Genomic DNA, 25,621 nt, shown 5'->3' with positions numbered 1-25,621 from the left:
GTCACGACCTCACGCCTCCTCGCGCCACCGGTTGGTGATGGGCAGCCGCCGATCCCGCCCGAAGTTCTTCGGCGTGATCTTGGGCCCGGGCGGATACTGGCGCCGCTTGTACTCGGCCAGGTCCACCAGCCTGATGACCCGGGTGACCAGGGCGGGATCGTGACCGGCGGCGATGAGCTCGGCCGAGCCCATGTCCTTCTCCACGTAGTCGTCCAGCAGCCGGTCGAGCACCTCGTACGGCGGCAGCGAGTCGGTGTCCCGCTGGTCGGGCCGCAGTTCGGCGCTCGGCTCCTTGGTGATGGAGTTCTCCGGGATCGGCGCCGCCACGTCCATCGCGAACGACGGGCTGCCGTGGGCGTTGCGCCAGCGGGCCAGCTCCCACACCATCGTCTTCGGCACGTCCTTGATCGGCGCGAACCCGCCCGCCGAATCCCCGTAGAGGGTGGAGTAGCCGGTGGCCAGCTCGCTCTTGTTCCCCGTGGTCAGCACCAGGTGCCCGTGCTCGTTGGACAGCCCCATGAGGATCATCCCGCGCACCCGGGCCTGGAGGTTCTCCGCGGCCAGCCCGGACAGCTCGATCTCCTTCTCGAAGGCCGTCACGATATCCCCGATCGGGACGACCCTGGCGCTGACCCCCTGCCGCCGCACCAGTTCCTCGGCGTCGCCGATGGAGTGATCGGAGGAGTACCGCGACGGCATGAGCACGACGTTGACCCGTGAGGCCCCGATGGCGTCGGCGGCGATGGCGGCCGTCAGCGCCGAGTCGATGCCTCCCGACAGCCCGAGGATGACCGACCGGAACCCGTTCTTGGCCACGTAGTCGCGCACCGCGAGCACGAGCGCGTGATAGACCTCGGCCGCCGGCTCGAGCGGCGCGGCCAGCGGCGCCGGGAGCGGCTCGTAGGGCGCGACGGGCTCCTGCGACAGCACGAACCGGTCCACGGTGATCGTCGAGCCGTCGCCCGCGTCGTAGGCGAGCTGCGCGGGCGGCTCATCGGAGGTCTCCAGCTCCAGGTCCACCACGAGCAGCTCCTCCCGGAACTGCCCGGCCCTGGCCACCAGCTCGCCCGAGGCGTCCACGACCAGCGAGTCGCCGTCGAAGACCAGCTCGTCCTGCCCGCCGACCTGGTTGACGTAGATGAGCGGGCAGCCCGCCTCACGCGCGCGGCGCGCGCACAGCTCCAGCCGTACGTCGTCCTTGTCCTTCTCGTACGGCGAGGCGTTCGGCGCCACCAGCAGCCCGGCGCCGGCCTGGCCGACGACGGCCACCGGTCCCCCGTCCTGCCAGAGGTCCTCGCAGACCGCGACGGCGACGTCCACCCCGTGCAGGCGGAAGATCGGCAGCCGGTCGCCGCGGACGAAGTACCGGTATTCGTCGAAGACGCCGTAGTTGGGCAGGTGGTGCTTCGCCGTACGGCAGACGACCTCGCCGCGGTGCAGCAGCGCGGCGGCGTCGAGCGGCGCGCCCTTGGGCTGGCCGGCGCGCGGGGCCAGCCCGGCGCGGTCGACGTAGCCGACGAGCACCGGCAGCTCGCCGAGCCCCTCCTCGGCCAGACGGGCCGCGGACTCCTCCAGCGTGCGGATGCTGGCCTCCACGAAGGAGGTGCGCAGGACGAGGTCCTCGACGGGATAGCCGGTGAGGAACATCTCGGTGAAGACGACCAGATGGGCGCCGCGCTCGGCCGCGTCACGCGTCCACGTGAGCATCTTGGCGGCGTTGGCGGCCAGGTCGCCTACCGTCGGGTTCGTCTGGGCGAGGGCTATGCGCAGTTGAGCCACGGAACCAGCCTAGTACGCGCCGATTTTCGCGCCGCGGCGGCGCTCCCGTGCCTTTTCACCCGGCGGCGGCATCGCTCCTGCGCCGTACGGCGGGTCCCAGGACGATCATCCCGGCCGCCGCGACCACGCCGACGCCGCCGATGCTGAGCCACAGGGCCACCTGGCTCACGCCGAGCAGCGCGCTGCCGAGCAGGGGCGCGAGCACGGCCGAGGCCGACCAGGCGAGGCCGTACAGCCCGGAGTAGCGCCCGCGCAGGTGGGCGGGAGCGAGGGCGGCGACGATGGTGCCGATGAAGCCCGCGGTGATGATCTCGCCCGCGGTCCAGACGACGATGCTGACGCCGAGCATGACGACGTCGGTGACGAACGCGGTGAGGGCGAAGCCGACGCCCATGATCACCAGCCCGGCGGCGAGCGTGATCGGCGCGTCGAGACGGCCGAGCCAGTTGGAGACCAGCGGCTGCACGATGACGATGAGCACCCCGTTCAACGCCATGGCCAGGCCGAACTCGCCCGGGCTGAGCCCGACGACCTTGGTCATGGCCACGGGCAGCATGGTCATGGTCTGGGAGTACATGATCCCGTCGCCCAGGATGACGAGCGTGAACCCGATCATGACCTTGTCGCGCAGCACGGTGCCGAAGCCGCCCGAGCCGCGCTCGGCGGGCGGCGGCGCGGTCTCGGGCACCGCCCGCCACACCAGGACGGCGAAGGCCACGCTGGTGGTGGCGTTGACCCAGAACAGCCAGACGAAGCCGAGCCCGGCCAGCCAGCCGCCGGTCGTCATGCCGACCGCGTAGCCGAGGTTGATCGCCCAGAACAGCAGCCCGTAGGCGCGCGGGCGCTCCGCGGGCGAGACCAGGTCGGCCACGAGCGCGTTGGAGGCGGGCCGGTAGGCGTCGATCACCAGGCCGAGCACGAACATCGCGGCCAGGATCGAGGGCAGCGAGGTGCTGTACCCGAGCCACATCATGGTCGCGGCGGTGGCCAGCATGCCGCCCGACAGCGTGGCCCGGCGGCCGATCCGGTCGGTCAGCACGCCGGCGACCAGCTGGGAGATCAGCGAACCCACGCCGAAGACAGCCATGACCAGGCCCGCGACGGCCACGGACAGCCCGCGCGCCTGGGTCAGGTACACCCCGGTGAACGGCATCACCATGGTGCCGAGCCGGTTGACGAGCGTGCCGCTCCACAGACCCCAGAAGGGCTTGGGCAGGCCCCCGAACTTCGACCCCAGGAAGGACTTTTCAGCAAGCGCGGTACTCACCCGCACAGCATGAAAGAACCCCGTTTCGGACAGCCAACCATTTAGTGCACACTAAATCGTATGGCCATCACGTGGACCCTCCGCCCCGAGGACGTGGCCGGCATCCGCTTCGGCTTCTCCCCGCTGTGGGAGCTCGTGGCCAGCGTCCGCACGCTCCAGGACCCCGCCCGCCAGTCGATCCACCTGCCGTGGATCAAGGCGGTCCGCCCGCGCCTGTCCGAGCTGGACATGGCCGAGGTGTTCGCCCTCGTGCCCGCCGAGGGTTACATCGCCGACTTCCTCACCCCGCCGCCCGACACCCCCCTGCCCGACTTCGCGCAGGAGCTCGAGCGCGTACGGCACACGCCGCCGGAGACCGCCGCGGCCGAGACGGTCAAGCTCGCGGACGTCGACCCGCCGGCCATTGCGCGCTTCCGGGCCGACCCGGCCGCCGGGATCCGGCGGGTCACGGCCGCCCTCCAGGCGTACTGGGACACCTGCTTCGCCGAGTACTGGCCGCGCGTCTACGGCCTGCTCGAACGCGACGTCTTGCGCCGCTCGCGGCAACTGGCCACCGGCGGCGCCCGTGAACTGTTCGCCTCCCTCGACCCCGGCGTCGTCTGGACCGGCGAGCAGCTCCTCATCGACCGCCCCTGGTGCCTGATCGAGGGCCTGCACGGCGACGGCCTCGTGCTGGTGCCCAGCGCCTTCTACTGGCCCTCGGTGGCCGTCATGTCCGCGCCGTACCAGTCCGCGCTCATCTACCCGGTACGCGGCGTCGGCACGCTGTGGGAGGACGGCCCGCCGCCGGCCCCGGGCGCACTGGCCGCCCTCATCGGCAAGAGCCGCGCGCAGATCCTGCTGGCCCTCGCCGAACCGGCCACCACCTCCGCCCTGGCCCGCCGCATGGCGCTCACGCCGGGCGCGGTCAGCCAGCACCTCGGCGTGCTCAGCGAGGGCGGCCTCGCGGTCGGCCTGCGCGTCGGCAAGCAGGTCGTCTACCGGCGCACCTCAACAGGTGACGCGCTGGCTGTCGGCAGCTGCGGGAGCGGGCGCCGGCGCGGGTGACGGCGGGGGTGACGGGACGGCGCCGCCGTACAGGAAGACGCCCGTGCGCTGCACCTTGCCCGGCGCGAGATCGAGGTCCTCGACCGTCTTCCTGTGCTCGCGCACGTCGGTGACCCGGAACGCGAACGGGCCGTCGCCCGCGCCGTCGCGCGCCACCCACGTGCCGTCCGCGCGCCGCCGCAGGTCACGCCACCTGCCGTCCACGCGCACCTCGACGCTGCGCAGCGGGCTGCCGTGGTCCAGCACCTGGACGGCCAGCCACTCCTCGTCCGAGCCCGGCTTCACCACGATGGCCAGCGGCCGGGCCGGCTCGGGGCCGGGCACCGGCGTCGCGCAGGCGGGCGCGCGCAGCAGGTGCACCGTCCACAACGCCACCCCCGCCGCCCCGAGCATCGCGATCACGCCGAGACCCCGCCGCCCACGCCGCCTGTGCCGTCCCACGATGAGTACATAGCGCGAACGGCCGATCACGTTACGTGTAGCGCGCGGACTCCAGGAGCCAGTCCAGGTGGGCGCGCGGCGCGGCCAAGTAGGCGCAGGCCACCTTGCTGGCGTCGCGGGCCTCCTTGGGCTCCAGCTCGTCCAGGGGCAGCAGCCGGGCGGCGTCGCGCATGTCCGCGCAGCGCTCCTCGATGCGGTCCAGCACCCAGGCGGTCGCCTCCCACTCCTCCAGCCCCAGTTCGTGCATGGCGATGACGACCAGGTTGTGCGCGTCGCCCTGCTCCTTCGGGCGCGAGGCCACGTCGTTGCACCAGGCGATCGTGTCGCTGCACGCCTCCACCAGGTCGCGCCACGGGTCGCAGGCGTGCACCCAAGCGGGCACCTCCACCCGCAGGCACGGCTCCACCAGGTCGTACAGGTAGGGGCCGACCGTGCCCCGGCGCAGCGCCGGGTACTCCTCGATCGTCGGGATCCGGCCCGTCGCCCGGTTCCTGGCCTCGGTACGGCAGGCGTCGTGCTGACGTTGCAACCCCATGGCGAACCTGGCCCGCCACCGGTTGCTCATCCGGGCACTGGTCACCCGCCACAGATCGGCGAACGCCGCCTCCAGCGGATGCTGCGCCGTACCCTCCAGGAGACCCTGGAAGATCTCCAGCGGGCACGGGCCCTCGTCGAGCTCGTCGTCGAAGTGGAACAACCACGTCAGCCACTGCGCGAACAACGCCGCCGCGGCGGCGTCGAACTCCGCGAACGCCCGCCCGGCCATCCGGTGGAACCCCACGGCCGGGTCGGCGCGCAGCCCCGTCCTTCGGGCCCAGTCGATGACGGCGGCCTCGATCGCGTAGACCGACGGGTGCATGCGGCAGGGCTCGGCCATCGCCGGGACCCGCTCGACCAGCGGCAGCAGCGCCTCGGCCGGGACGCCGCCCCGGCGCGGCGCGGGCAGCAGCGGCTTCCTCGTGAGCACGGAACGCAGCGCGTCCCGCATCGACGCGATCACCATCACAGGGGCCCGAACAGCCAGTTGCCCGAGGCGTGCGGATCGTCGCCGACGTAGTACTGCCGGGCCGCCTCGACCAGCTCCGTCACCGCCAGCACGCCGCGCCCGGACCGGTCGAGCCGGTCGAATGCCTCGTCCACGTCGTCGTAGGCGGTGCCGAAGGCGCTCAGCATCGTGCGGAACTCGGCCGGCCCGATGAGGCCGTCGCCGTCGGCGTCGCACAACTCGGCCACCACCTGGATCGCGGGGCGGAAGACCGTGTCGAACCCCTCGCCCTCGATGAAGGCCGTCGCCATCGCGGCGTGGAAGTCCTCCCGGGACATGCGCGTTTGCTGGTCCCGGCCCAGGGCCTCCGAGAGGGCGGCCCAGATCCCGTCGAAGCTGTCGACGAGCCTGGTCCCGGCCGCCGACGTCGGCGACTCCCCGAACCCGACCAGGATGCGCGCGCCCAGCCCGAGCAGGTCCGCACGCTCGATCTCGCCGGCCCCGCTGACCTCGATGTGCTCGAAGGCCCGGTCGAGTTTGTGATTGCGCAGGTCGATAGCCACGAAATGCCTCCCCCGAGACTGATCTGCGTGATCACATTAGGTCGACGCGCGTGGTTTGTCAGTGCGCCACGCACCGGACGGCCTCGTAACGTGTGCGAAACACGGACACGGCATCCTGTACCTAACCACCACTGTCACATGAGGGGCTGCCTTGGACCGCCAGCAGGAGTTCGTGCTCCGCACGCTTGAGGAACGCGACATCCGGTTCATCCGGCTGTGGTTCACCGACGTCCTCGGCTTCCTCAAGTCCGTCGCCATCGCCCCCGCCGAACTCGAGGGCGCCTTCGCCGAGGGCATCGGCTTCGACGGCTCGGCCATCGAGGGCTTCGCCCGGGTCTACGAATCCGACATGCTGGCCAAGCCGGACCCGTCGACGTTCCAGATCCTGCCCTGGCGCAGCGAGAGCCCCGGCGCCGGCCGCATCTTCTGCGACATCCTGATGCCGGACGGCTCGCCCTCCCACGCCGACCCGCGCTGGGTGCTCAAGCGCACGCTGGCCAAGTGCGCCGACATGGGCTTCACCTTCTACACCCATCCGGAGATCGAGTTCTTCCTGCTGAAGAACCGCCCGGTGGCCGGCGAGAAGCCCGAGCCGATCGACGCCGGCGGCTACTTCGACCACACCCCCCACAGCTCCGGCCACGACTTCCGCCGCCAGGCGATCATGATGCTGGAGTCGATGGGCATCTCGGTGGAGTTCAGCCACCACGAGGGCGCCCCCGGCCAGCAGGAGATCGACCTGCGCTACGCCGACGCGCTCACCACGGCCGACAACATCATGACCTTCCGCCTGGTCATGAAGGAGGTCGCGCTGGAGCAGGGCATCTGGGCCTCCTTCATGCCCAAGCCGTTCACCGACTACCCGGGCTCCGGCATGCACACCCACATGTCGCTGTTCGAGGGCGACCGCAACGCCTTCTACGAGGCGGGCGCCGAGTACCAGCTGTCCAAGATCGGCCGCTCCTTCATCGCCGGCCTGCTGCGCCACGCCGCCGAGATCACCGCGATCACCAACCAGTGGGTCAACTCCTACAAGCGCCTGTGGGGCGGCGCCGAGGCCATCGCCGGACAGGGCGGCGAGGCTCCCTCCTACATCTGCTGGGGCCACAACAACCGCTCCGCGCTGGTCCGCGTGCCCATGTACAAGCCCGCCAAGGCCGGCTCGACCCGCATCGAGTTCCGCTCCCTCGACTCCGCCTGCAACCCCTACCTGGCCTTCGCCCTCATCCTGGCCGCCGGCCTGAAGGGCATCGAGGAGGGGTACGAACTCCCGGCCGCCGCCGAGGACAACGTCTGGACCCTGACCAGCGCCGAACGCCGCGCCCTCGGCATCCGGCCCCTCCCCCAGTCGCTGGACGAGGCGATCGGGGTCATGGAACAGAGCGAACTGGCCGCCGAGACGCTGGGCGAGCACGTCTTCGACTTCTTCCTGCGCAACAAGCGGACGGAGTGGCGGGAGTACCGCCGCCAGGTCACCGAGTTCGAACTGGGCCGCTACCTGCCGGTGCTCTAGCCGCGGCAGAGGAGTGCGCGTTCCCGGGGTGCCTGGCTTCGATCACTACCGCCACGAGGACGGGGCATGTTGAGTCCGGCCGCCTTTCGGCGTACTGCCTGCGTGGCGTTCCCGCCATTCTCCGAGTAAGGCCGGGGAAAGCTGAAAGCCGAGCGTTGCCGCCGCCGCATAGCAGGCCGAAGCACCGCGAGTCGATCTGTTCGCCTTTCACGCTGCCGGTTTTCTCGCTGAGGCTGTCGCGACGGGTCCGCAGGGCTACAGTATCGGCATGCTCGATGTATGGCCGATGCTCTTGATCGCCTTTGTTCTGGCGGCCATCGGCCTGCTCTCCAACCTGGTAGCCGGCATGATCCAGCACAACGTCAAGCCATGGGCTTCCCACCCGTGCCGTACGGCGACCAAGCACCGAACGGCATTCGTCACGGCGATGTCATCCGGATATCCGAAGCCTCGGGGCCGATGTATTTCAAAGACGCGAAGAAGTGGGTGGGGCCCGGCGGAAACGGAATCGCCGCACCCAGTAATTGGTGGGTGCCCGGCGCTCCTCAGTACAGTGCGATTCTGCGTTACAACAATCATCCCGGAGGCTGGGTCGGCGACCTCTTTCCTTACCATCGATTGCTGACGTGCACGCAATACAACGGCGGCTCCAGCGTCCGGCTGGCTTTCCTCATGAATGTCGAGCCAGATCACATCGGGGAATCGGGCTCCTGGACTTTTACCGTCAAGGTGTACCGGGATTGAGAATGTCGACGAGGCGGTCGTACGGGAGGGCCTGGGGACGTCGGCCGCGTCCTCGCGTCCAGCTTTCGAAACGGGACCGTTGCGTATCGGAATGCTATGCGATACGGTGACGTTGCGAAACTTTCCCGTATCGAAACTAAGGACTCCCATGGAAGCCTCCACAGGACACCCCCGCAGGTGGACGATCCTCGGCGTGCTGGTCTTCAGCCTGCTGGCGGTCGTGCTCGACAACACCATCCTGAACGTGGCCATGAAGACCATCGCCGACCCCATACAAGGGCTCGGCGCCACCCAGAGCGAACTCGAGTGGGCGATCAACTCCTACACCCTCGTCTTCGCCGGGTTGTTGTTCACCTTCGGCGTCATCGGTGACCGAACCGGGCGCAAGCGCATGCTCTTCATCGGCATGTTGTTGTTCGGCCTGGCCTCCCTGGCCTCCGCCTACAGCCAGGATCCGATGCAGCTGATCCTGGCCAGGGCGGCGATGGGCATCGGCGGCGCCGCGATCATGCCGGCCACGCTGGCCATCATCTCCAACGTCTTCCCCGCCCACGAGCGCGGCAAGGCCATCGGCATCTGGGCCGGTGGCGTCGGTCTGGCCGTGGCGGTCGGGCCCATCACCGGCGGGCTGCTCATCCAGCATTTCTGGTGGGGTTCCGTCTTCCTGATCAACGTGCCGATCGTGATCGTCAGCATGATCCTCATCGGCACGCTCGTGCCCGAGTCGCGTGACCCCAGGCCCTCCAGGCTCGACCCGGTCGGCGTGGTCCTGTCGATCATCGGCCTCGTCGCGATCGTCTACGGCATCATCCGCGGCGGCGAGCTCGGCACCGTCACCAGCGCCCAGGTCTGGGCGCCCGCCCTGGCCGGTGTGCTCGTGCTGGCCGCGTTCGTCTGGTGGGAGCGTCGCATCGACCACCCGGTCTTCGACGTGCGCAGCTTCTCCAACGTGGCCTTCACCTCCGCCATCGGCATGATGGGCATCGTCTTCTTCGCGATGATGGGCGGGATGTTCTTCCTGACCTTCTACCTGCAGATCGTGCTCGGCTACAGCGCGCTGCAGGCGGGGGCCATGATGATCCCGTTCGCCGCCGCGCAGCTGATCTTCGCGCCGCTCAGCCAGCGCATCAACGACCGCTTCGGCGCCAAGCGCTCCTCGACGGTCGCCATGACGATCATCACCCTGGTCCTGGCGAGCTACGCGCTGTTCGACCAGAGCACCCCGGTCGTCGTCATCGAGATCGTCTTCTTCGTCCAGGGCGCCGCGATGGCCAACATCATGCCGCCCGCCACCACCGCCATCATGAACGCGCTGCCCCGCGAGAAGGCGGGCGTCGGCTCCGCGATGAGCAACACCGTCCGCCAGGTCTCGGGCGCGCTGGGCGTGGCCGTCCTGGGCGCCGTCCTGTCCTCCGCCTACCGCGGCGAGATCGCGCCGGCGCTGGCCGCCCTTCCCGAGGGTGTACGGCACGCCGCCGGCGAGTCCATCACCAACACGGTCGCGGCCGCCCAGGGCAACCCGGCGATCCTCGGCCCGGCGTTCGACGCCTTCCTCGACGGCATGCACCTGACCGCGCTGGCCTCGGCCGTGATCGCGCTGGCCGGGGTCTTCGTGGTGGCCAGGTGGATGCCCGGCAAGACGCCGGCCGTCCTGCAGGTGGAGGAGAAGGAACCGGCCATGGCCTGACCGCTCGTCATGATCTTGATAGGGTTTTCGGCGGCTCGCCCGGGAACGGGAACACCGCGAGCCGGGAGAGACTTGGTAGAGACGTGCACCCGACAGCTGGAGTGAGGCCGCGATGACGATGCAGGATGCGGCGGCCGCCCGTCCCGCGGGCCGGCCGCGCAGCGAGAAGGCCGAGAAGGCCATCGTCGAGGCCACCCTCGACCTGATCGGCGAGGGCATGGGCATCTCCGAGCTGTCCATCGAGGCCATCGCGGCCAGGGCCGGCGTCGGCAAGACGACGATCTACCGGCGCTGGTCCAACAAGGAGGACCTCGTCGCCACCGCGCTGGCGGCGCTCAAGGCGCCGGTGCCGCCGCTGGCGGGCGAGTCGGTGCGCGACGACCTGGTGACGATGATCGACCAGATGCGCACCGAGTCCGGGCAGGTGCGGACGCGGTGCGTGATGAACATCGCGATGAGCGAGTCGGATCGGTATCCGCATCTGTTCGACAAGTTCCGGAAGCTGGCGATCGAGCCGCGGCGGGCGGCGATGCGGGCGGTGCTGGAGCGCGGGATCGCCAACGGCGAGCTGCTGCCCGGCCTGGATCCTGAGCTGGCCATGGCCATGCTCAGCGGGACGATCATCTGGTACACGAAGTGGGGCCAGGTCGAGGACGACGCCGGGCTGGCCGAGCGGATCGTGGACCAGGTGCTGTCCGGGATCGCCCCCTGACGGCCGGCTCTTCCGCTCGGAGAGCCGGCCGGGCCGTACTCAGATCAGGCTGCTCCAGTAGGTCCAGAAGCGCACCGTGATCAGCGCGAGGACGGCCAGGTACCAGAGCGTGAGCACGATCACGTGGTGCCGGGAGAACGAGCGCCCGAAGTTCCGGAGCGTGACGTAGAGGAAGATCGGAATGGTCACCGCCCACACGATCATGCAGTACGGGCACAGGGCGCCGATCACGTAGAGGCTCTGGTAGATCAGCCAGTGCACGAAGACGATCCCGGCGGTGGCCCCGAGCTGCAGCCCGATCCAGAACCACCGCTTCGGCGCGAACCCGGAAAGCAGGGCGGCGCCGGTCGTGGTGACGATGGCGAAGCCGGCGATGCCCAGCAGCGGGTTCGGGAAGCCGAACAGCTCGGCCTGCGACGTGGACATGATCGAGCCGCAGGACAGCACGGGGTTGATGCTGCAGCTCGGCACGTACTCCGGGTTCTTGAGCAGCGCGATCTTCTCGACCGCCAGGACGAACGCCGCGACCAGCCCGATACCGCCGCCGATCAGCAGCAGGTACGGCAGCAGCCGCGGGAACGGCTCACTTGGCGAGGGCCGCATCGATGGCCGCCTTGATGTCGTCGGTGGACTTGGGCTGCAGTTTCTGGCCGTTGAGGAAGAACGTCGGGGTGCCCTCGACGCCGAGCTTCTGCCCGTCGGCGACGTCCTGGTTGATGCGTGCCAGGGTCTGCGGGGAGTTGTAAGCCTTGTCCCAGGCGGTCATGTCGAGGCCGAGCTGCTGCGCGAACTCGCGGAAGAGCTTGTCGGCCGGGGTCTGCTTCTCGGCCCAGGTCTTCTGGGTCTGGTACATCCGCTGGTACATCGCGTCGAACTTGCCCTGCCCCGCCGCGGCCTCGACGGCCCTGGCGGCGCGTTCGGCGTTGAAGTGGCTGGTGATCGGGAAGTAGCGGGCGACGAAGGTGACCTTCCCGGTGTACTGCTTGCGGAGCTGCTCGATCACGGGGAAGGCGGCGCCGCACGCCTCGCACTCGAAGTCCAGGAACTCCACGAGCGTGACCTTGCCGTCCTGGGCGGTCTGAAGGCGGTGGCTGTTCGGCCGGACGACCTGCGGGCCCTGGGTGGCCTGCTCGCCACCGGTTCTGGTGATCACCAGGACGGCGGCGACCACCACGGCGAAGACCGCGATGGCGGACAGGACGAAGGCGACGTTGCGCTTTCTGGCGCGCTGCCGTTCGTCCTCCTCGCGCAGAGCCTCGATCTTGGCACGCCGTGCCTGGGCCCGCTCCTGCTGGTAGGACACGTATCCTCCCGTGGAGTTCTACGTTGAGTAGAAGATGATTTCTACCTAGCGTAGAAGATGAGGGCAGTGGTCTGTCCCGCGGTTCACCCGGAGAGGCGGTCAGGCGGGCCAGAACATGCCGCAGACCACCGGCGCCACCAGCACGGCCAGCGGCCCGCTCAGCAGCGCCACCGCCGCCGCGTACGCCGCCGCGGGCGTCCATCGGCCCGCCCGGCCCCGGCTCAGCAGCCGCTCCACGCGGTGCACCACGCCCTCCTCGGCCAGGCCGAACGCGGCCTCCGGCGTGGTCGCGGACATGAGCACGATCGCGCGGGCCAGCGCCGTGTCGCCGCTCACCCGCCGCGCCCGGTCATCGGCGATCATCTCCAGCAGCACGGGTACGGCTCGGCGGGCGATCCGCGCGGCGGGCAGCCAGGGAAAGGCCCTGGCCAGCGCCACGAAGGGCATCAGGGACAGATCGTGGCGCCCGCGCGCATGGGCGCGCTCGTGGGCCAGGACCGCGTCCAGCTCGGTCTGGTCGAGCAGGTCCAGGGCGCCCCGGCTCAGGACGATCCTGGCCCGCCGCCCCGGGACGCAGTACGCGACCGGCTCGGCGCCCGGCAGCACGTACACGTCGTCGCCATGCCCGTCGGCCAGCACGTCCACGAGCGTGCGCTGCCTGCGCTGCTCGGCCACCGTGCGTACGGCGGTGCGGATCGTGCACGCGGCCAGCCAGGCGAGCAGCCCCGCCGACCAGGCCAGCGCCAGGGAGTGGGCCGGGCCCAGCCCGTCGAGGGCGCGGCCGTCGAGCACCTGGTGCAGGAACGTGTGCATCCCGTGGGGAAAGGCCGCCGCCAGGGGCGCGACCGCCGCCACGAGCCCCACGCCCACGGCCCCGAGGCCCCCGGCCAGGCCGATCGCCTGCCACAGGACCAGCGCGGCCCGCGGGTGCCGCCGGGCCCATGCCGCCGCGGCCAGCGCCTTGGCCGCGCGGCCGCCGAGCGCCACGGGCACCAGGGCGACACCGGCCGCGACCAGCCAGAACATCACCGGTCCCGGCCCTCCAGGGCGGCGCGCAGGGCGGCGGCCACCTCCGGGGAGACCGTGCCCACGAACCGGCTGACCGCGGCCTCGACGTCACCGGCCTCGTCCAGGGCCTCGCGCATGGCCTCCGCCACGAAGGCGTCCTTGCCGGCCGCGGCCCGGTAGAGGTGGGCCCGCCCGGCTCGTTCCCTGGTCGCCAGGCCCTTGCGCGAGAGCCGTACCAGAACGGTCAGGACCGTGGTCACGGCGGGCCGGGAGGGCAGGGCGTCGGCGAGGTCCTGGGCGAGCATGCCGTCCGGGTGCGCCCACAGCGCCTCCATGACCGAGCGCTCCAAACTGCCGAGCCGCACCGCCGCACCCCTCTTTCCCTGGTCCTCGCTCTACGGTAGACGGTTCGGCGGGGTGCTGATCCCCTCTTCCATATGCCGATAAATCCGGAAAATATGGGGCAATGACCGGGCATTTGCACGTGCTCACGACCGTGGACAGCGCCGGCACGGCCGCGACCCTGGCCCAGAGCATCCTGGTGGCGCGGCTGGCCGCGTGCGTCCAGGTCGTCGGCCCCATGCGCTCGATGTACTGGTGGCAGGGCAAGATCGACGACGCCCAGGAGTGGCTGCTCATCATCAAGACCCCCGAACCCGACTACCCCGCCCTTGAGGCCCACATATCCGCCAATCATCCCTACGACACGCCGGAGATCACCGCCACCGCGATCGTCGCGGGCAGCGCCAAGTACCTGCGCTGGCTCGACACGCCCGACCAGGTCTAGGACGGGCCGGCTTTCATCCCGGGCCTCGAGCTCGCGCGCCGGTACCACGCGGAAGCGGTGCGGCCACTCCTCGACGAGGGCTTCCCCCGGCTGCTCGCCGAGTTCACCGGCGGCGGGGTCTTCCACGACGGCCTCGGCGAACTCCAGCCCGCCCGCGCAGCCCTGCGGTGGGTGGCGTCGACCAGTTCGCCGGCAGCCGGGGCACAGCCCTCGACTTCCTCGCCCTGACGGCGGGGGCGTCTGGCTGATCATCCTGCGGTTGAAGAACGTCCCGCTCCCCCTGCTGGTGCCCTACGGGCTCCTGCTGGCCGGGCTGTTGCTGTGGCCCCGGCGCGTTCTGGCGTTCCCGTTCGCCCTGGGCACGCTGGGGCTCTACCTCGCGGTCGTCTACCACGTCACGGACCTGCCCGTGCTGCTCGCCCTGGCCGCCGCGGCCTGCCTGGCCTGGGCGGCAGCCGTACGTCTGCGGGTACGGCGGGCGGCCCGCGGCCCACCAGACGGGCCTTCCTGGCAGGCTGCGCGGGGCTGGTGCTGGGCGCGCTCAGCGCGCTGTCGGGCGGCCACGTGGAACGGCGGCGCCAGGAGACGGCGACGCAAGGCGAGCAGGCGCGGCAGGCGGCCGTCCGCGCCCCGTCCACGCCTACCTCATCGACCACCCCCGGCACGGCCCCATGCTGGTCGACACCGGCGTCAACTGGGAGCAGGCGCACGATCACGACGGGTACTACGACCTGACCTCGCGCCTGCTGACCGAGCGCGACGAGTACCTGATGAGTCCCGGGCAGGATCTGCGAGTCCGGCTCGCCCGGCTCGCCCGGCTCGCCCGGCTCGGCTACGGGATCGGCGAGATCCGCACGGTCTTCCTCACCCATGTCCACGACGACCACGCGGGAGGGCTGCGCTACCTGCCCCGGGCGCGGGTCGTGATGGACCGCCGCGACTGGTCCGGCGCCTTCGGCGCCTTTCCCGCAGCCAGGACCACTTCGGCGACGGAAGCGTCATCCTGCTGCCGACGCCCGGCCACTCACCCGGCCACATGTGCGTCCTGCTGCGCATGGGCGCCGGTAGCGTGCTGTTCATGGGCGACACCCTCTACACGCTGCCCCATCTGGCCGTCGATCAGGTCCGCCAGATGACCATCGGCGGCGCCGACACCGTCCACCAGATCGAGGCGGCCCGCCGCATCCAGAACCTGCTGGCCGCCGACCCCGGTATCGTGCCGCTGTTCGCCCACGACAACACCCCCTACCAGGCCGGGCTGGGGCCGCTCGGCGAGAAGGAGCTGCAGGCGTTGCGCACCCGCATGGAGGCCGTGCTCACCCCCGTCTGGCGGCTGCGGCCCGGTCACGCTCCCCGCTTCGCCCCGCCCGCCTCCGGCGCCGGACCGGGCCGGGTGGAGTTCCGGTGACCGGCCCGCGGCGTACCCGGGGCAGGCCCCGCGACCCCGAGGCCGACGATGCGATCATGAAGGCGGCGCTGGAGCTGTTCGTCGAGCGCGGCCTGGAAGGCGCCGGCATCGAGCAGATCGCCAAACGCGCGGGCGTGGCCAAGGTGACCGTCTACCGGCGCTGGTCGTCTAAGGAGGAACTGCTCACCCAGGCGATCGAGCGGGCCCGTACCCTCACCCCGGAAGCGGACCTGTGGGCCGGCACCTCAGCGGCGTCCGTCGACGAGAGGCTCATGGACTCCTGGGTGCGCACGTTCGGCGACACCCGCTTCCGGGCGATCCTGGCCCAGCTCATCGGCTCCAGCGTCACCCAGCCGTCGCTGCTGGCCGCCTACCGCGAGCACTACATCCGGCCCCGCCGCAAGGCGATCCACGCCGCGTTCGACCGCGCCCGCGCCGACGGCCTGCCGGCCGCGGACGCCGACCTCGACACCGTGATCGACATGGTCGTGGGGGCGGTGATGTACCGCATGCTCATCGACCCGGACGCCGCAACCGACCGCGACTACCTGGAGTCCGTCCTGCAGCAGGCCGACCGGCTGCTGCGGCTACAGTGACGGGCCGTTGGCCGCGATCACCTCGCGATACCAGTGCCCGGAGACCTTGCTGGTCCTGCGCTGGGTGGCTCGGTCGACGTGGATCAGCCCGAAGCGGTGGTCGGGATCGTCCAGCAGGGACCAGACGCTCCAGCCGCGGAGGTCGACGCCGGCTCGGATGGCCCGATGGGCGGCCTGCAGGTGGTCGCGGATGTAGGCGACGCGGGCGGCGTCCTCGACGGTTCCGCCGGCCGTGACCGTGTCGGGGAAGGCGGCGCCGTTCTCGGCCACGTACAGGGGAAGCTCGCCGTACCGATCGCGCAGCGCGCACAGGACGTTCGTCAGACCGTCGGGGGCGATCTCCCACCCCAGCCCGGTGACCGGCCCCGCGGGCTCGGCGACCCGCACGTTCAGCAGGTCGGCCAGGACGGTCTCCTGGCGTTCGATCGCGGCCAGGTCGGCGATCCCGAAGCCTTGGGGGATGTCGTCGCCGGCGGGTTCGGCGAGCGCCGCGTCGCCGACCGCGAGCCGGAGGTAGTAGACCACGCCGAGGAAGTCGATCGGGGTGGAGATGGTGGCCAGATCGCCCTCGGCGACTGGGGGCCTCGACCCCGAGTTCATCATCGAAGCTCAGGGCCAAGGTCATCGAGGTCGAGGAGAACTAGCCGAGTACGCGGGGGGTGCTGACTGCTCATGCTCAGCCTTCACCTTCTCCAGTTGCGCGGCGTTCCGCCCAAGGGACAGGTCCTGCGACGTCTTGCCCGGTACCGAACGCGCGGTAACGCAAGGCGCTCGGGGTCGACGAGGATCGTCACCCCAGGAACGAAGCCGCGCGACGCTTTCGGCGAGTCGCTGATGCCGGTGGCCCACATGATGATCGTGTCGAAGGTCGCCGGCGGATCTGGACAGGTATCGGAATGCGTCAAGGCTTCGACGCCTGCCAACCGACCATTCATCCGAACGCGGCAGAGCAATCCGCGGCGTGTAGGCCGGAACACCGTCCCACTTCTTGAAGAAAGCACCTCTTGGCCACCGTCGACTCTGGATTGGTTGCCGCAAGCGCTGACATATCCGGCCCACACCTCGGGGGTCCGGGGGCCGGGGCCCCCGGCTGGGGTGTGGGGGCTTGGCCCCGCCTTAGAACTGCCCGAGCGCCCAAGCGCGAAGCGCTCCAAAGGGAGGACCATGCCTTTGGGGGTCCGGGGGCGGGGCCCCCGGCTTGGTCCTCCACTCGACACAGCCCGAGCCTCAGGCGCGAAGCGCCCCTATGTGAAGGACCTTGCCTTTTCGGGGAGGGTGGGCTGGGGGGTGGCGGTTGGGCGGCGGCGCCACAAGGGGAGGGCTATCAGGACCATCAGGACGCCTACCGCTCCGGCTGCCGCGAAGGCCCAGCCTGGGCCGTATCGGTCGATGATGGCGCCTGCCACGGGGGCCGAGGTGGCGCCGCCTATCAGGAGGGCGGTGCCGTGGTAGCCCATGGCTTCGCCTCTCGCGGCCGCCGGGACCCAGCGGCTGGCCGTGTCCACCGTTGAGGACAGGGCCGGGGCGCACAGGACGCCTGCGGGGAACAGCGCCAGCAGGAGCCAGCGCCAGTCGGCGCCCGCCAGGCCCACCGGGATGGTCAGCGCGCCCATCAGGGCGATCAGGAGCAAGGGGGAGAAGCCCCTCGACAGGCCGCCGTAGATGAAGCCTCCGGCCAGCGAATACACGCACCAGATCGCCACCGCCAAGCCCACCCATGGCACTTGGCCGGTGTGCTTCATCGCGGCCACCAGGGACAGTTCGGAGGCGGTCAGGATGAAGGTGGCGGCGGCAGCCGTACCCAGGAGGGCGATGAAGGCGGGGGTGAGCCACTGGGCGCGCGGGACGCGGGACTGCGGGGCTTCCAGTTCCTCGGCGGAGCGGGTGGGGGGGTTGAGGATGGTCAGGGCGGTGCCGGAGCCGATCATGCCGGCGGCGACGACGGCCATGGTCCAGCCGCTGCCCGCTGTGGTGATGCCGGCGACGGCGAGGGCGGGGCCGGTCATGTAGGACAGTTCGACGAGCATGGAGTCCAGGGAGAAGCCGCTACGCCGCTGGTCGAGGGGGACCATCGCGGCCAGGCACTGGCGGATGACGCTGAAGACCGGGAGCGCCAGGACTCCTGCGGCGAAGGCGGCCACGACCAGCACCGGGTACGGCATGGCCCACGCGGTGCTCCAGAAGACCGCCTGGGCGAGGGTGGTGGTGATGAGAACGGGGCGCAGGCCGTACTTGTCGACGAAGCGGCCGGACAGGGGCGAGCCGATGGCCATGCCGATCGTGCTGGTGGCGGTGACCAGGCCGGCTTTGACGAAGCCGGCGTCCATCGAGTGGATCACGTGCAGGGTCAGGGCCATGCCGGTGGCCGTGGATGGGATGCGGGCGAGCAGGCCGACCAGCAGGAGAGTTCGGACGCCGGGGACGCGCAGCAGCCGTCGGTAAGGTTCGATCGCCATGATTATTACTGACCTCCGCCCCCTATTGTGACGGACCAGGCTGACATTTCCCCTTCGGGGTAAGGCATCATCGAAGACGTCCGGGTACGCCACTGGGGCGACTCGAGACTTTCTGGAGGGTTATCCATGTCCTCTCTGTATGGCGGCGTGTCCGGCCGCCGGGTCACCGTTCGCGATCTGGCCGGCGCCAAGGAGCGCGGGGAGAAGTGGGCCATGCTCACCGCGTACGACGCGATGACGGCCCGCGCCTTCGACAGGGCCGGGGTGCCGGTGCTGCTGGTGGGCGATTCGGCGGCGATGGTCGTCTACGGCTACGACTCGACGCTGCCGGTCACGATCGAGGATCTGCTGCCGCTGACGGCGGCCGTGGTGCGCGGGTCGTCCCGGGCGCTGGTGGTCGCGGATCTGCCGTTCGGGTCCTATCAGGCGTCTCCGGCGCAGGCGCTGGAGACGGCGGCGCGGTTCATGAAGGAGGCCGGGGCGCACGCGGTCAAGCTGGAGGGCGGGCGCCGCGTGCTGCCGCAGGCGGAGCTGCTGGTGTCGGCCGGGGTGCCGGTCATGGGGCATCTGGGGCTGACGCCGCAGTCGGTCAACGCGTTCGGCGGGTACCGGGTCCAGGGGCGCGGGCAGGCGGGCGACGAGCTCATGGCCGATGCCAAGGATCTCGAGAACGCGGGCGCGTTCGCGGTGGTGCTCGAGTGCGTGCCGAACGAGCTGGCGGAGCGGGTGACCACGTCGCTCTCGATTCCGACGATCGGCATCGGCGCCGGGCCGTCCACCGATGCCCAGGTCCTGGTATGGCAGGACATGATGGGTCTGACCGAGCGTCCGGCCAAGTTCGTCAAGGCGTACGCGGCGCTGGCCGACGAACTCGACCGGGCGGCACGCGAGTTCACGGCGGAGGTGAGTGCGGGGGTGTTCCCCGCGCCGGAGCACACCTACACCTGAGCGTGGCCGTCGCCGGGCGGGCTGGCATGATCTGACCCATGACAACAGACGTGAGCGGACTCTCGATCGGCATCCTGGGCGGCACCGGAGACCAGGGCAAGGGGCTGGCGCGCAGGTTCGCGCTGGCCGGGCATCCGGTGCTCATCGGGTCGCGCAGCGCGGAGCGGGCGCAGCAGGCGGCGGAGTCCATCGGCTCCGGCGCCCGGGGCGCGGGCAACGCGGAGGTGGCGGCCGAGGCGGACATCGTGATCGTGGCGGTGCCGTGGGAGGGGCACAAGGAGCTGCTGGAGTCTCTGCGCACCGAGTTGTCCGGAAAAATCGTGGTTGATTGCGTCAACCCGCTCGGGTTCGACAAGCAGGGCGCCTACGCGCTGCCCGTGGAGGAGGGCAGCGCCGCCCAGCAGGCCGCCGCCGTCCTCCCGGACAGCCGCGTGGTGGCCGCGTTCCACCACGTCTCGGCCGTCCTGCTGCTGGACGAGACGGTGGAGAAGGTCGATCTGGACGTGCTGGTGCTGGGCGAGGACCGCGAGGCCACGGACATCGTCCAGGCGCTGGCGGGGGTCATCCCGGGCGTTCGCGGCATTTACGGCGGCCGCCTGCGCAACGCCCACCAGGTGGAGGCGTTCACGGCCAACCTCATCTCCATCAACCGCCGTTACAAGGCTCACGCCGGCATCCGCCTCACCGACGTATAAACCCAGCCTTTACGGCGGAGCCGCCAAGACACCTCCCTCCGGCGTGCGTCGCGCCCGATCGTCGGGCGCTTCTCACGTCGGACGGACGTCCCGCCGCCACGACGCCCCGAACCCACCCAAGTGGTTCACAACCACCCCGCATCCTGCGCGATCCGGATCGCGTCGATCTTGTTCCGCGCCCCGGTCTTGGTGATGGCCGACGTCAGGTAGTTGCGTACCGTCCCCGGCGACAGATGCAGCCGCCCGGCCGTCTCCTCCGCCGTCACTCCCCGGGCCGCCTCCCGCAGCACCGTCGTCTCCCGCTGCGTCAGCGGGCTCTCGCCATACTCCATGGCCGAGCTGACCAGTTCCGCGTCCAGCACCCGCAGCCCCGCGTGCGCCCGCCGCACCGCGTCGGCCAGCCGCTCCCCCGGCGCGTCCTTGACCAGGAACGCGGTGATCCCGGCCGCCAGCGCCCGCCGTACCTGCCCGGGTTGTCCCAGCGCGGTCAGGATGAGCACCCGGCACCCGGGCACCCGGGCGAGCAGTTCGGCCGCGGCCGTGATGCCGTCCACACCGGGCAGGTCGATGTCCACGATCGCCACGTCCGGCCGGTGCTCCAGGGCCGCGGGGACGATCTCGTCTCCCCTGGTCACCTCCGCCACCACGGTGATGTCCGGCTCCAGCCGCAGCAGCGCGGTCAGGGCGGCCCGGATCATGTGCATGTCCTCGGCCAGCAGGACCCTGATCACGCGGGCACCTCCAGGCTGAGCCGGAAGGCGCCGTCCTCGGCGCGGGCGCTCATCGTGCCGCCCGCCTGCGCGGCCCGTTCTGACAGGCCCAGCAGGCCGCCGCCCGAAGGCCCGGCGCCGGCCGCGCCGTCGTTGACGATCTCCAGCCGGAGCCGGCCCGCGTGCGCGGCCGTGGTGATGGTGCAGGTGGTGGCGGTGCTGTGGCGCAGGACGTTGGTGACGCCCTCGCGTACGGCCCAGGCCAGCGTCTCCTCCGAGGGCGAGGGCGGGGGCGGCTCGGTGGCGGCGAGGTTGACCTGGACGCTCACCCCGGACGCCTCCAGGAGCGCGGCCGCCCTCTGGACCTCGCCGCCCAGGGTGAGCCTGCGGTAGCCGCGGGCCACCTGCCGCACGTCCTGGGCGGCCTCCCTGGCGACCTTGACCAGGTCGCCGACCTCGGCGCGAGCCGTACCCGGGTCGCGGTCCATGAGGCGGGCGGCCAGGTCGCCCTTGAGCGCGATCGCGGTGAGGCTGCGGCCGAGGCCGTCGTGCAGGTCGCGGGAGATGCGCAGGCGCTCCTTGAGGACGGCGGCCTCGGCGAGCTCGGCGCGGGCCGACTCCAGATCGCGGGTGGCGTGGACGAGGCGGACCACGACCAGGACCATGACGCCGGTGAGCGGGACGGTCAGGCCGTACAGGGCCGCGACGACGGGGATGCCGAGCGAGGCCAGCACCCCTCCCCCGGCCACGACCGTCATGAGGCCGACCAGCGGGAGCGCCGCCCACAGCGGCAGCAGGAGCAGGAACGTGCAGGCCAGCAGCTGGGCGGTCACCCCGGACCAGCCGGCGGGCAGGAACGGGTCGGGCAGGTAGGTGACGACGGCCTGCGCCACGACGGACAGGGGGAACCAGGGCGGCCGGGTCCCGCGCAGCGCGGCCCGCATGTTGACGAAGTGGGTCAGGCCGCAGCCGGCCAGGGCCGACAGGACGATCAGGGAGGCGTCCAGCCGGCCGGCGAGCAGGTAGAGCAGGCCGAGCGCGGGGTAGCCGACGGAGACGGCGACGATCAGCCAGGTGGCCAGGCGCCGGACGGAGGAAGCGGTCATCGTACGGCAAATCTACGAGCGCCGGGGTTCCCAGCGAAATCGCAGGCGGATCGCGACCAGCGCGACGAGGGTCCAGACGGCCAGGTTGAGCGCGGGCATGGCGAGCTCGCCGGTGCGCATCGCGTGGACGACCGCGCTGGTCGGCAGCAGCCCGAAGGCGTTCTGCAGCCAGCCGGGCAGGTACTGCACCAGCGGCCCCATCCCGCCCGCGCCCACGGCGCAGACCAGGAAGAACGGCATCACCATCGCGGCGGCCAGCTCGCTGCGCGGGATCAAGGCGGTGTAGGCGGCGCCGAGCAGGGCCATCGTCACCGCGCCGCCGAGCACCGCGCCGAAGAAGGCGGCCGGGTGCGCGGGGAAGGGCACCTCGGCCAGGACCATCACCGCCGCCAGGCAGGCCAGGAGAACCACGACCGCCTGCGTGACCGTGCTGGCGATCTCCCCGGCCAGGATCTGCCCGTCGGTCAGCCGGGTGGCGCGCAGGCGCTTGAGGATGAGCTGGTCGCGGCGCGTGCTCAGCGCGACGGCGATGTTCATGAACGCGGTCAGCGACAGGATGATCGCGGCCGAGCCGCGGAAGATCTCGGTGGCGGCGGCCACGCCGTCGGCCTGGACGTGCCGCATCAGCACCGGCATGCCGACGGCCAGCCCCGCGGGGGTGACCACGGACGCGGCCAGCATGGCCTTGTCCCGCCAGAACAGCCGGGCGCCGAGCTTGTAGGTGGCGGCGAAGGTCATGTACGGCTCCGATCGGGGAAGGCGGGAGTCATCAGAGGCTGCTGTCGAGGAAGAGGTCTTCGAGGGTGGCGGCGCGCACGTCGAGGCCGGTCAGCCGGAGTCCGCGCGCGGCGGCCCAGCTCAGCAGCGTCTGCGCGGCCAGGTCGGGGTCGCCGGCCCGGCAGATCGCCAGTTCGCCGTCGAGGGTGACCGGCAGCGGCAGCTCGCCGGGATCCACGCCCGGCGGCATGCGGAAGGCCACCCGCCCGCTCTGCGCGGCCAGCGTCTCGGCCATCCCGCCCGCCGCGACGATCTCCCCGGCGTCGAGGATGGCCATCGACGTGGCCAGCCGCTGCGCCTCCTCCAGGTAGTGCGTGGTCAGCAGGACCGTGGTCCCCTGGGCGGCCAGCGAGCGCACCAGCTCCCACGTGTCACGCCGGGCCTCCGGGTCCATGCCGGTGGTCGGCTCATCGAGAAAGAGCACGTCGGGACGGCCCAGCGTGGCCAGTGCCAGGTCGAGCCGCCGCTTCTCCCCGCCGGAGAGCTGCCGCACCTTGGTCCGCGCCTTGCCGGCCAGCCCCACGAGGTCCAGCGCCTCCGCCGGCGGGCGGGGCGCGGCGGTGAAGTCCCGCCAGGTCTCGACCGTGCGGGCGACGGTCAGGTCGGGGAAGAACCCCGCCTCCTGCACCATGACCCCGGTCCGCCGCCGCACCTCCCCCCGCTGCCCGGCGGGGTCGAGCCCGAGCACCCGCACCGTGCCGGAGGAGGGCCGCTGGAACCCGGCCAGCACCTCGACCACGGTCGTCTTGCCCGCGCCGTTGCGGCCGAGCAGCGCGAAGATCTCCCCTTCCGCGACCTCGAAGGAGACGCCCTTGACGGCCTCGAAGGCGCCGTAGCGCTTGACGAGGCCGGATACCCGGATGGCTGTCATGCCTCCGATCGTCGGGCGTTCACCGTGCCGGGAACAGTGAAGAATTCACGACCTTCAGCAGTGCCTCCGCGACGGACCCCGGATCGGTCACCTGCTGCAGATGTCCCCCCGGCACCCGGGTGACGGGCCAGCCCCGCCCCGCCGCCTCCTCGGCGACCTCGTCGTACGGCGGGCCGTACCAGAGACAGCCGCACGGCACCGCGTCCCACCCTGCGGGAACCGGCACAAGCTGGGTGTAGTAGGCCAGCGGCAACCGCGCCTGCTCGGCCACGACCCGCTCCCGCGCGACCGGATCGGGCAGCATCGCGACGACGTCGGACTCGCTCCACCACTCGCTCCACCGGGGCAGCACCCCGCCGGGCCCGGCCAGCTCGCGCAGGAACGGCAGGAACTCCTCCCCCGCCACCTTGACCAGCCCGGACCGCGGCGGCAGGTGCGCGTCGGCGAACACGCAGGCCACGACCCGCTCCCCCAGCCCTTCCTTGATCACCGGCACGAAGAGCCCGGCGTTGCTGTGCGCGACCAGCACGAGCGGCCCCTCGTCGGGTACGGCGGAGCGGACCGCCTCGACCACCCTGGGCCAGTACGGCGGGGCGCCCGTACCCACGGCGGTCAGGTCGGGCACCACGGCCCGCCCGAGCTTCCCGGCCACGGGCAGCCAGGTGGCGGGTCCGACGGAGGGGCTGTGCACGAGTACGTAGGTCGCCTGCATGACGCCCACTCTGGCCCAATCGGCGGGGAAAGTCAGACGATCAGCGCGTGTCCCGAGGTGCTGCGGCGGCTGCCGTCGTGGGAGTTCCACGCGGCGGCCAGCCCGTCCACGGCCCGGCTCAGCTCCCGGGGCGTGAAGAGGAAGTGCAACCGTGTGTACTCGGCGTGCCCGCCCACCGGGTCGAACGCCCGTCCCGGCGGAATCGCCACACCGTGGCGCAGGGCGACCTGGGCGAAGGAGTCGGAGTCGCCGTGCGGCAGCCGTACCCAGATCGTCTGGCCGCCGAGGGCGGGCTCGAACGACCAGGACGGGAGCCGCTCGCGCAGCTCGGCCACCAGATGGTCGTGCCGCTCGCGGAGGATGGCGGTGCGGGTCGCGCGGATCTCGTCCAGGCGCCGCAGCAGCGCGACGGCGGCCAGCTGGGACACCGCCTCCCCGGCCAGGTCGTGGATGGCGCGCAGCCGGGCGAGCCGGGCGGCCAGGGGGGCGGCGGCGCGGATCCAGCCGACCCGCAGCCCGCCCCAGACCACCTTGCTCAGCGAGGCGATCGTGATGACCTGCTCCCCTGAGGTGAACGCGGCCAGCGGCGGCGGCGTCTCACCGGAGAAGCACAGCTCGGCGCAGACCTCGTCGTCGACGATCGGCACGTCGTGCTCGGCGGCGAGGGTGGCCAGCGCGCGGCGTTCCGGCACCGGGAGCACGGCGCCGGCGGGGTTGCTGGCCGTGGGCACGGCGTAGGCGAGGGCGGGCCGGGCCTGGAGGCCGCCGGCCAGGCCCTGGGTGGCGCCGCGCACGACGGCGGCGGCGTGGCGGAAGACCTCGAGCGCGCCGGGGTAGGTGGGCGCCTCGGTGAGCACGGTGTCGCCGGGCTGTACGAGCAGGGCGGTGAGCAGGCTGAGCGCCTGCTGGGCGCCGGTGGTGACGACGATCTCGTCGGCGGTGGTGGGCAGGCCGCGGGCGCGGTAGTAGGCGGCGACGGCCTCGCGCAGCGCGGGCTGGCCGGCGGGGTAGTAGCCGAGGTCGTGGGGCCGGGCGGCCAGGCGTTCCGCCGCCTCCTGGTATGCCTCGAGCATGAAGGGCGGCGGCACGTCGGGGGCGGCGCAGGTCAGGAGCTGGACGCCGTCCGGCGGGTGCAGCATGTGCTGGATGAGCGGGTTGGCGGGCACGCCGTCGAGGTCGCGGGTGGCGGGCAGGTGCGCGGCGGCGACGCGGGTGCCGCTGCCCTGCCGCCGGAGCACGCGCCCTTCCTGCTGCAGCAGGTCGTAGGCGGCCACGACGGTGCCGCGGCCGACGGCCAGCAGCTTGGCCAGCGCGCGGTCGGGCGGGAGGAGGTGGCCGGGAGGGAGCACGCCGTCGTCGATGAGGGCGCGCAGCCGGGCGGTGAGCAGCAGGTACAGCGGCCCCCGGCCGGAGGCCCACCGGCCCAGCAGGTCCACCAGATTGGCTCCATCCATGGACCAATTATCCGTCATTGGCCCTCACATCGCCGGATATTTCCGGACATCC

27 protein-coding genes and 1 pseudogene are annotated in these 25,621 nt (G+C 71.4%); 11 read left to right on the top strand and 17 right to left on the bottom strand.

What is annotated here, in order from left to right; translation table 11 throughout:
- Positions 1-9: 9 nt before the first annotated feature.
- Positions 10-1,779, bottom strand: coding sequence for an NAD+ synthase (locus FVE25_RS00600; protein ID WP_157244373.1), 1,770 nt, complete (start codon positions 1,777-1,779; stop codon positions 10-12).
- A gap of 55 nt (positions 1,780-1,834) precedes the next feature.
- Positions 1,835-3,046, bottom strand: coding sequence for an MDR family MFS transporter (locus tag FVE25_RS00595; protein WP_157244372.1), 1,212 nt, complete (start codon positions 3,044-3,046; stop codon positions 1,835-1,837).
- Between the two features lie 60 nt (positions 3,047-3,106).
- Here FVE25_RS00595 and FVE25_RS00590 point away from each other — a divergent pair, with 60 nt between their 5' ends.
- Positions 3,107-4,093, top strand: coding sequence for a DUF5937 family protein (locus tag FVE25_RS00590; protein WP_157244371.1), 987 nt, complete (start codon positions 3,107-3,109; stop codon positions 4,091-4,093).
- On the opposite strand, the gene FVE25_RS00585 is transcribed toward FVE25_RS00590, so the two are convergent.
- The 3 genes from FVE25_RS00585 to FVE25_RS00575 all read right to left on the bottom strand — a co-directional run bounded on the left by FVE25_RS00585 (position 4,037) and on the right by FVE25_RS00575 (position 6,082).
- Complete coding sequence (locus tag FVE25_RS00585; RefSeq protein ID WP_246266677.1) at positions 4,037-4,486, bottom strand: expansin C-terminal domain-related protein; 450 nt, start codon at positions 4,484-4,486, stop codon at positions 4,037-4,039. The genes FVE25_RS00590 and FVE25_RS00585 overlap by 57 nt on opposite strands.
- A 79-nt stretch (positions 4,487-4,565) precedes the next feature.
- Entirely contained in the window at positions 4,566-5,522 is a 957-nt protein-coding gene (locus tag FVE25_RS00580; protein WP_181019406.1) for a terpene synthase family protein, read from the bottom strand.
- Positions 5,523-5,536: 14 nt separating this feature from the next.
- Positions 5,537-6,082 carry an EF-hand domain-containing protein gene (locus tag FVE25_RS00575; protein ID WP_157244369.1) on the bottom strand — a complete coding sequence of 182 codons (546 nt, stop codon included), beginning with the start codon at positions 6,080-6,082 and terminating at the stop codon, positions 5,537-5,539.
- A gap of 151 nt (positions 6,083-6,233) precedes the next feature.
- On the opposite strand from FVE25_RS00575, the gene glnA reads away from it, so the two are divergent.
- The 4 genes from glnA to FVE25_RS00555 all read left to right on the top strand — a co-directional run bounded on the left by glnA (position 6,234) and on the right by FVE25_RS00555 (position 10,738).
- Complete coding sequence (gene glnA / locus FVE25_RS00570; RefSeq protein ID WP_157244368.1) at positions 6,234-7,595, top strand: type I glutamate--ammonia ligase; 1,362 nt, start codon at positions 6,234-6,236, stop codon at positions 7,593-7,595.
- Positions 7,596-7,874: 279 nt separating this feature from the next.
- Positions 7,875-8,339 (top strand): hypothetical protein, encoded by a 465-nt coding sequence (locus tag FVE25_RS00565; RefSeq protein WP_157244367.1) that lies wholly within the window; start codon positions 7,875-7,877, stop codon positions 8,337-8,339.
- A 148-nt stretch (positions 8,340-8,487) separates the two neighbouring features.
- On the top strand, positions 8,488-10,026 hold the full coding sequence (locus FVE25_RS00560; RefSeq protein ID WP_157244366.1) for an MFS transporter: 1,539 nt from the start codon (positions 8,488-8,490) through the stop codon (positions 10,024-10,026).
- 112 nt (positions 10,027-10,138) lie between these two features.
- Positions 10,139-10,738, top strand: a complete 600-nt coding sequence (locus FVE25_RS00555) for a TetR/AcrR family transcriptional regulator (protein ID WP_157244365.1) — start codon at positions 10,139-10,141, stop codon at positions 10,736-10,738.
- Positions 10,739-10,777: 39 nt separating this feature from the next.
- Here the strand turns inward: FVE25_RS00555 and FVE25_RS00550 are convergent, their stop codons facing one another.
- The 4 genes from FVE25_RS00550 to FVE25_RS00535 form a co-directional block, all read right to left on the bottom strand.
- Positions 10,778-11,341 (bottom strand): vitamin K epoxide reductase family protein, encoded by a 564-nt coding sequence (locus FVE25_RS00550; protein ID WP_157244364.1) that lies wholly within the window; start codon positions 11,339-11,341, stop codon positions 10,778-10,780.
- On the bottom strand, positions 11,322-12,041 hold the full coding sequence (locus FVE25_RS00545) for a DsbA family protein (protein WP_219825246.1): 720 nt from the start codon (positions 12,039-12,041) through the stop codon (positions 11,322-11,324). Before FVE25_RS00545 ends, FVE25_RS00550 begins: the two co-directional genes overlap by 20 nt.
- A gap of 99 nt (positions 12,042-12,140) precedes the next feature.
- On the bottom strand, positions 12,141-13,067 hold the full coding sequence (locus tag FVE25_RS00540) for a M56 family metallopeptidase (RefSeq protein ID WP_157244363.1): 927 nt from the start codon (positions 13,065-13,067) through the stop codon (positions 12,141-12,143).
- On the bottom strand, positions 13,067-13,414 hold the full coding sequence (locus FVE25_RS00535; protein WP_157244362.1) for a BlaI/MecI/CopY family transcriptional regulator: 348 nt from the start codon (positions 13,412-13,414) through the stop codon (positions 13,067-13,069). The genes FVE25_RS00540 and FVE25_RS00535 overlap by 1 nt, the downstream gene beginning before the upstream one ends.
- 101 nt (positions 13,415-13,515) lie before the next feature.
- On the opposite strand from FVE25_RS00535, the gene cutA reads away from it, so the two are divergent.
- From cutA to FVE25_RS00515, 4 genes and pseudogenes are all read left to right on the top strand, one after another.
- On the top strand, positions 13,516-13,836 hold the full coding sequence (gene cutA / locus FVE25_RS00530) for a divalent-cation tolerance protein CutA (RefSeq protein WP_157244361.1): 321 nt from the start codon (positions 13,516-13,518) through the stop codon (positions 13,834-13,836).
- A 57-nt stretch (positions 13,837-13,893) separates the two neighbouring features.
- A complete protein-coding gene (locus tag FVE25_RS00525; protein WP_157244360.1) occupies positions 13,894-14,064 on the top strand; it encodes a hypothetical protein in 171 nt (56 codons plus the stop codon).
- Positions 14,065-14,507: 443 nt separating this feature from the next.
- A pseudogene (locus tag FVE25_RS54870) lies at positions 14,508-15,244 on the top strand (MBL fold metallo-hydrolase).
- Positions 15,241-15,840: a TetR/AcrR family transcriptional regulator gene (locus tag FVE25_RS00515; RefSeq protein WP_246266480.1), complete on the top strand. Its 600-nt coding sequence runs from the start codon at positions 15,241-15,243 to the stop codon at positions 15,838-15,840. The pseudogene FVE25_RS54870 and the gene FVE25_RS00515 overlap by 4 nt, the downstream one beginning before the upstream one ends.
- Here the strand turns inward: FVE25_RS00515 and FVE25_RS00510 are convergent.
- Together FVE25_RS00510 and FVE25_RS00505 are read right to left on the bottom strand one after the other, a co-directional pair.
- A complete protein-coding gene (locus tag FVE25_RS00510) occupies positions 15,832-16,440 on the bottom strand; it encodes a family 1 glycosylhydrolase (protein WP_157244358.1) in 609 nt (202 codons plus the stop codon). The genes FVE25_RS00515 and FVE25_RS00510 overlap by 9 nt on opposite strands.
- A gap of 644 nt (positions 16,441-17,084) precedes the next feature.
- On the bottom strand, positions 17,085-18,296 hold the full coding sequence (locus FVE25_RS00505) for an MFS transporter (RefSeq protein ID WP_157244357.1): 1,212 nt from the start codon (positions 18,294-18,296) through the stop codon (positions 17,085-17,087).
- Positions 18,297-18,422: 126 nt separating this feature from the next.
- Here FVE25_RS00505 and panB point away from each other — a divergent pair, with 126 nt between their 5' ends.
- Both panB and npdG read left to right on the top strand, forming a co-directional pair.
- Positions 18,423-19,244, top strand: a complete 822-nt coding sequence (gene panB / locus FVE25_RS00500; RefSeq protein ID WP_157244356.1) for a 3-methyl-2-oxobutanoate hydroxymethyltransferase — start codon at positions 18,423-18,425, stop codon at positions 19,242-19,244.
- 38 nt (positions 19,245-19,282) lie between these two features.
- Complete coding sequence (gene npdG, locus FVE25_RS00495; RefSeq protein ID WP_157244355.1) at positions 19,283-19,939, top strand: NADPH-dependent F420 reductase; 657 nt, start codon at positions 19,283-19,285, stop codon at positions 19,937-19,939.
- A gap of 125 nt (positions 19,940-20,064) precedes the next feature.
- On the opposite strand, the gene FVE25_RS00490 is transcribed toward npdG, so the two are convergent.
- Genes FVE25_RS00490 through FVE25_RS00465 form a run of 6 tightly spaced genes read right to left on the bottom strand, consistent with a single transcriptional unit; the run spans position 20,065 to position 25,569 of the window.
- Positions 20,065-20,670 (bottom strand): response regulator transcription factor, encoded by a 606-nt coding sequence (locus FVE25_RS00490; RefSeq protein WP_157244354.1) that lies wholly within the window; start codon positions 20,668-20,670, stop codon positions 20,065-20,067.
- The gene (locus FVE25_RS00485; protein ID WP_157244353.1) at positions 20,667-21,755 is read right to left on the bottom strand and encodes a sensor histidine kinase; all 1,089 of its coding nucleotides are present in this window, start codon (positions 21,753-21,755) and stop codon (positions 20,667-20,669) included. Before FVE25_RS00485 ends, FVE25_RS00490 begins: the two co-directional genes overlap by 4 nt.
- Before the next feature lie 12 nt (positions 21,756-21,767).
- Positions 21,768-22,493, bottom strand: a complete 726-nt coding sequence (locus tag FVE25_RS00480; RefSeq protein WP_157244352.1) for an ABC transporter permease — start codon at positions 22,491-22,493, stop codon at positions 21,768-21,770.
- Between the two features lie 31 nt (positions 22,494-22,524).
- The gene (locus FVE25_RS00475; protein WP_157244351.1) at positions 22,525-23,403 is read right to left on the bottom strand and encodes an ABC transporter ATP-binding protein; all 879 of its coding nucleotides are present in this window, start codon (positions 23,401-23,403) and stop codon (positions 22,525-22,527) included.
- A 19-nt stretch (positions 23,404-23,422) separates the two neighbouring features.
- Positions 23,423-24,115: an alpha/beta fold hydrolase gene (locus tag FVE25_RS00470; protein WP_157244350.1), complete on the bottom strand. Its 693-nt coding sequence runs from the start codon at positions 24,113-24,115 to the stop codon at positions 23,423-23,425.
- Between the two features lie 32 nt (positions 24,116-24,147).
- Positions 24,148-25,569, bottom strand: a complete 1,422-nt coding sequence (locus FVE25_RS00465) for an aminotransferase-like domain-containing protein (protein WP_157244349.1) — start codon at positions 25,567-25,569, stop codon at positions 24,148-24,150.
- Positions 25,570-25,621: the final 52 nt, after the last annotated feature.

The organism is Nonomuraea typhae, assembly GCF_009760925.1.
In the GTDB taxonomy this organism is placed as follows: domain Bacteria; phylum Actinomycetota; class Actinomycetes; order Streptosporangiales; family Streptosporangiaceae; genus Nonomuraea; species Nonomuraea typhae.
Note: the sequence above shows the minus strand (reverse complement) of the source record. Positions and strands in the feature narration are given on the sequence as shown.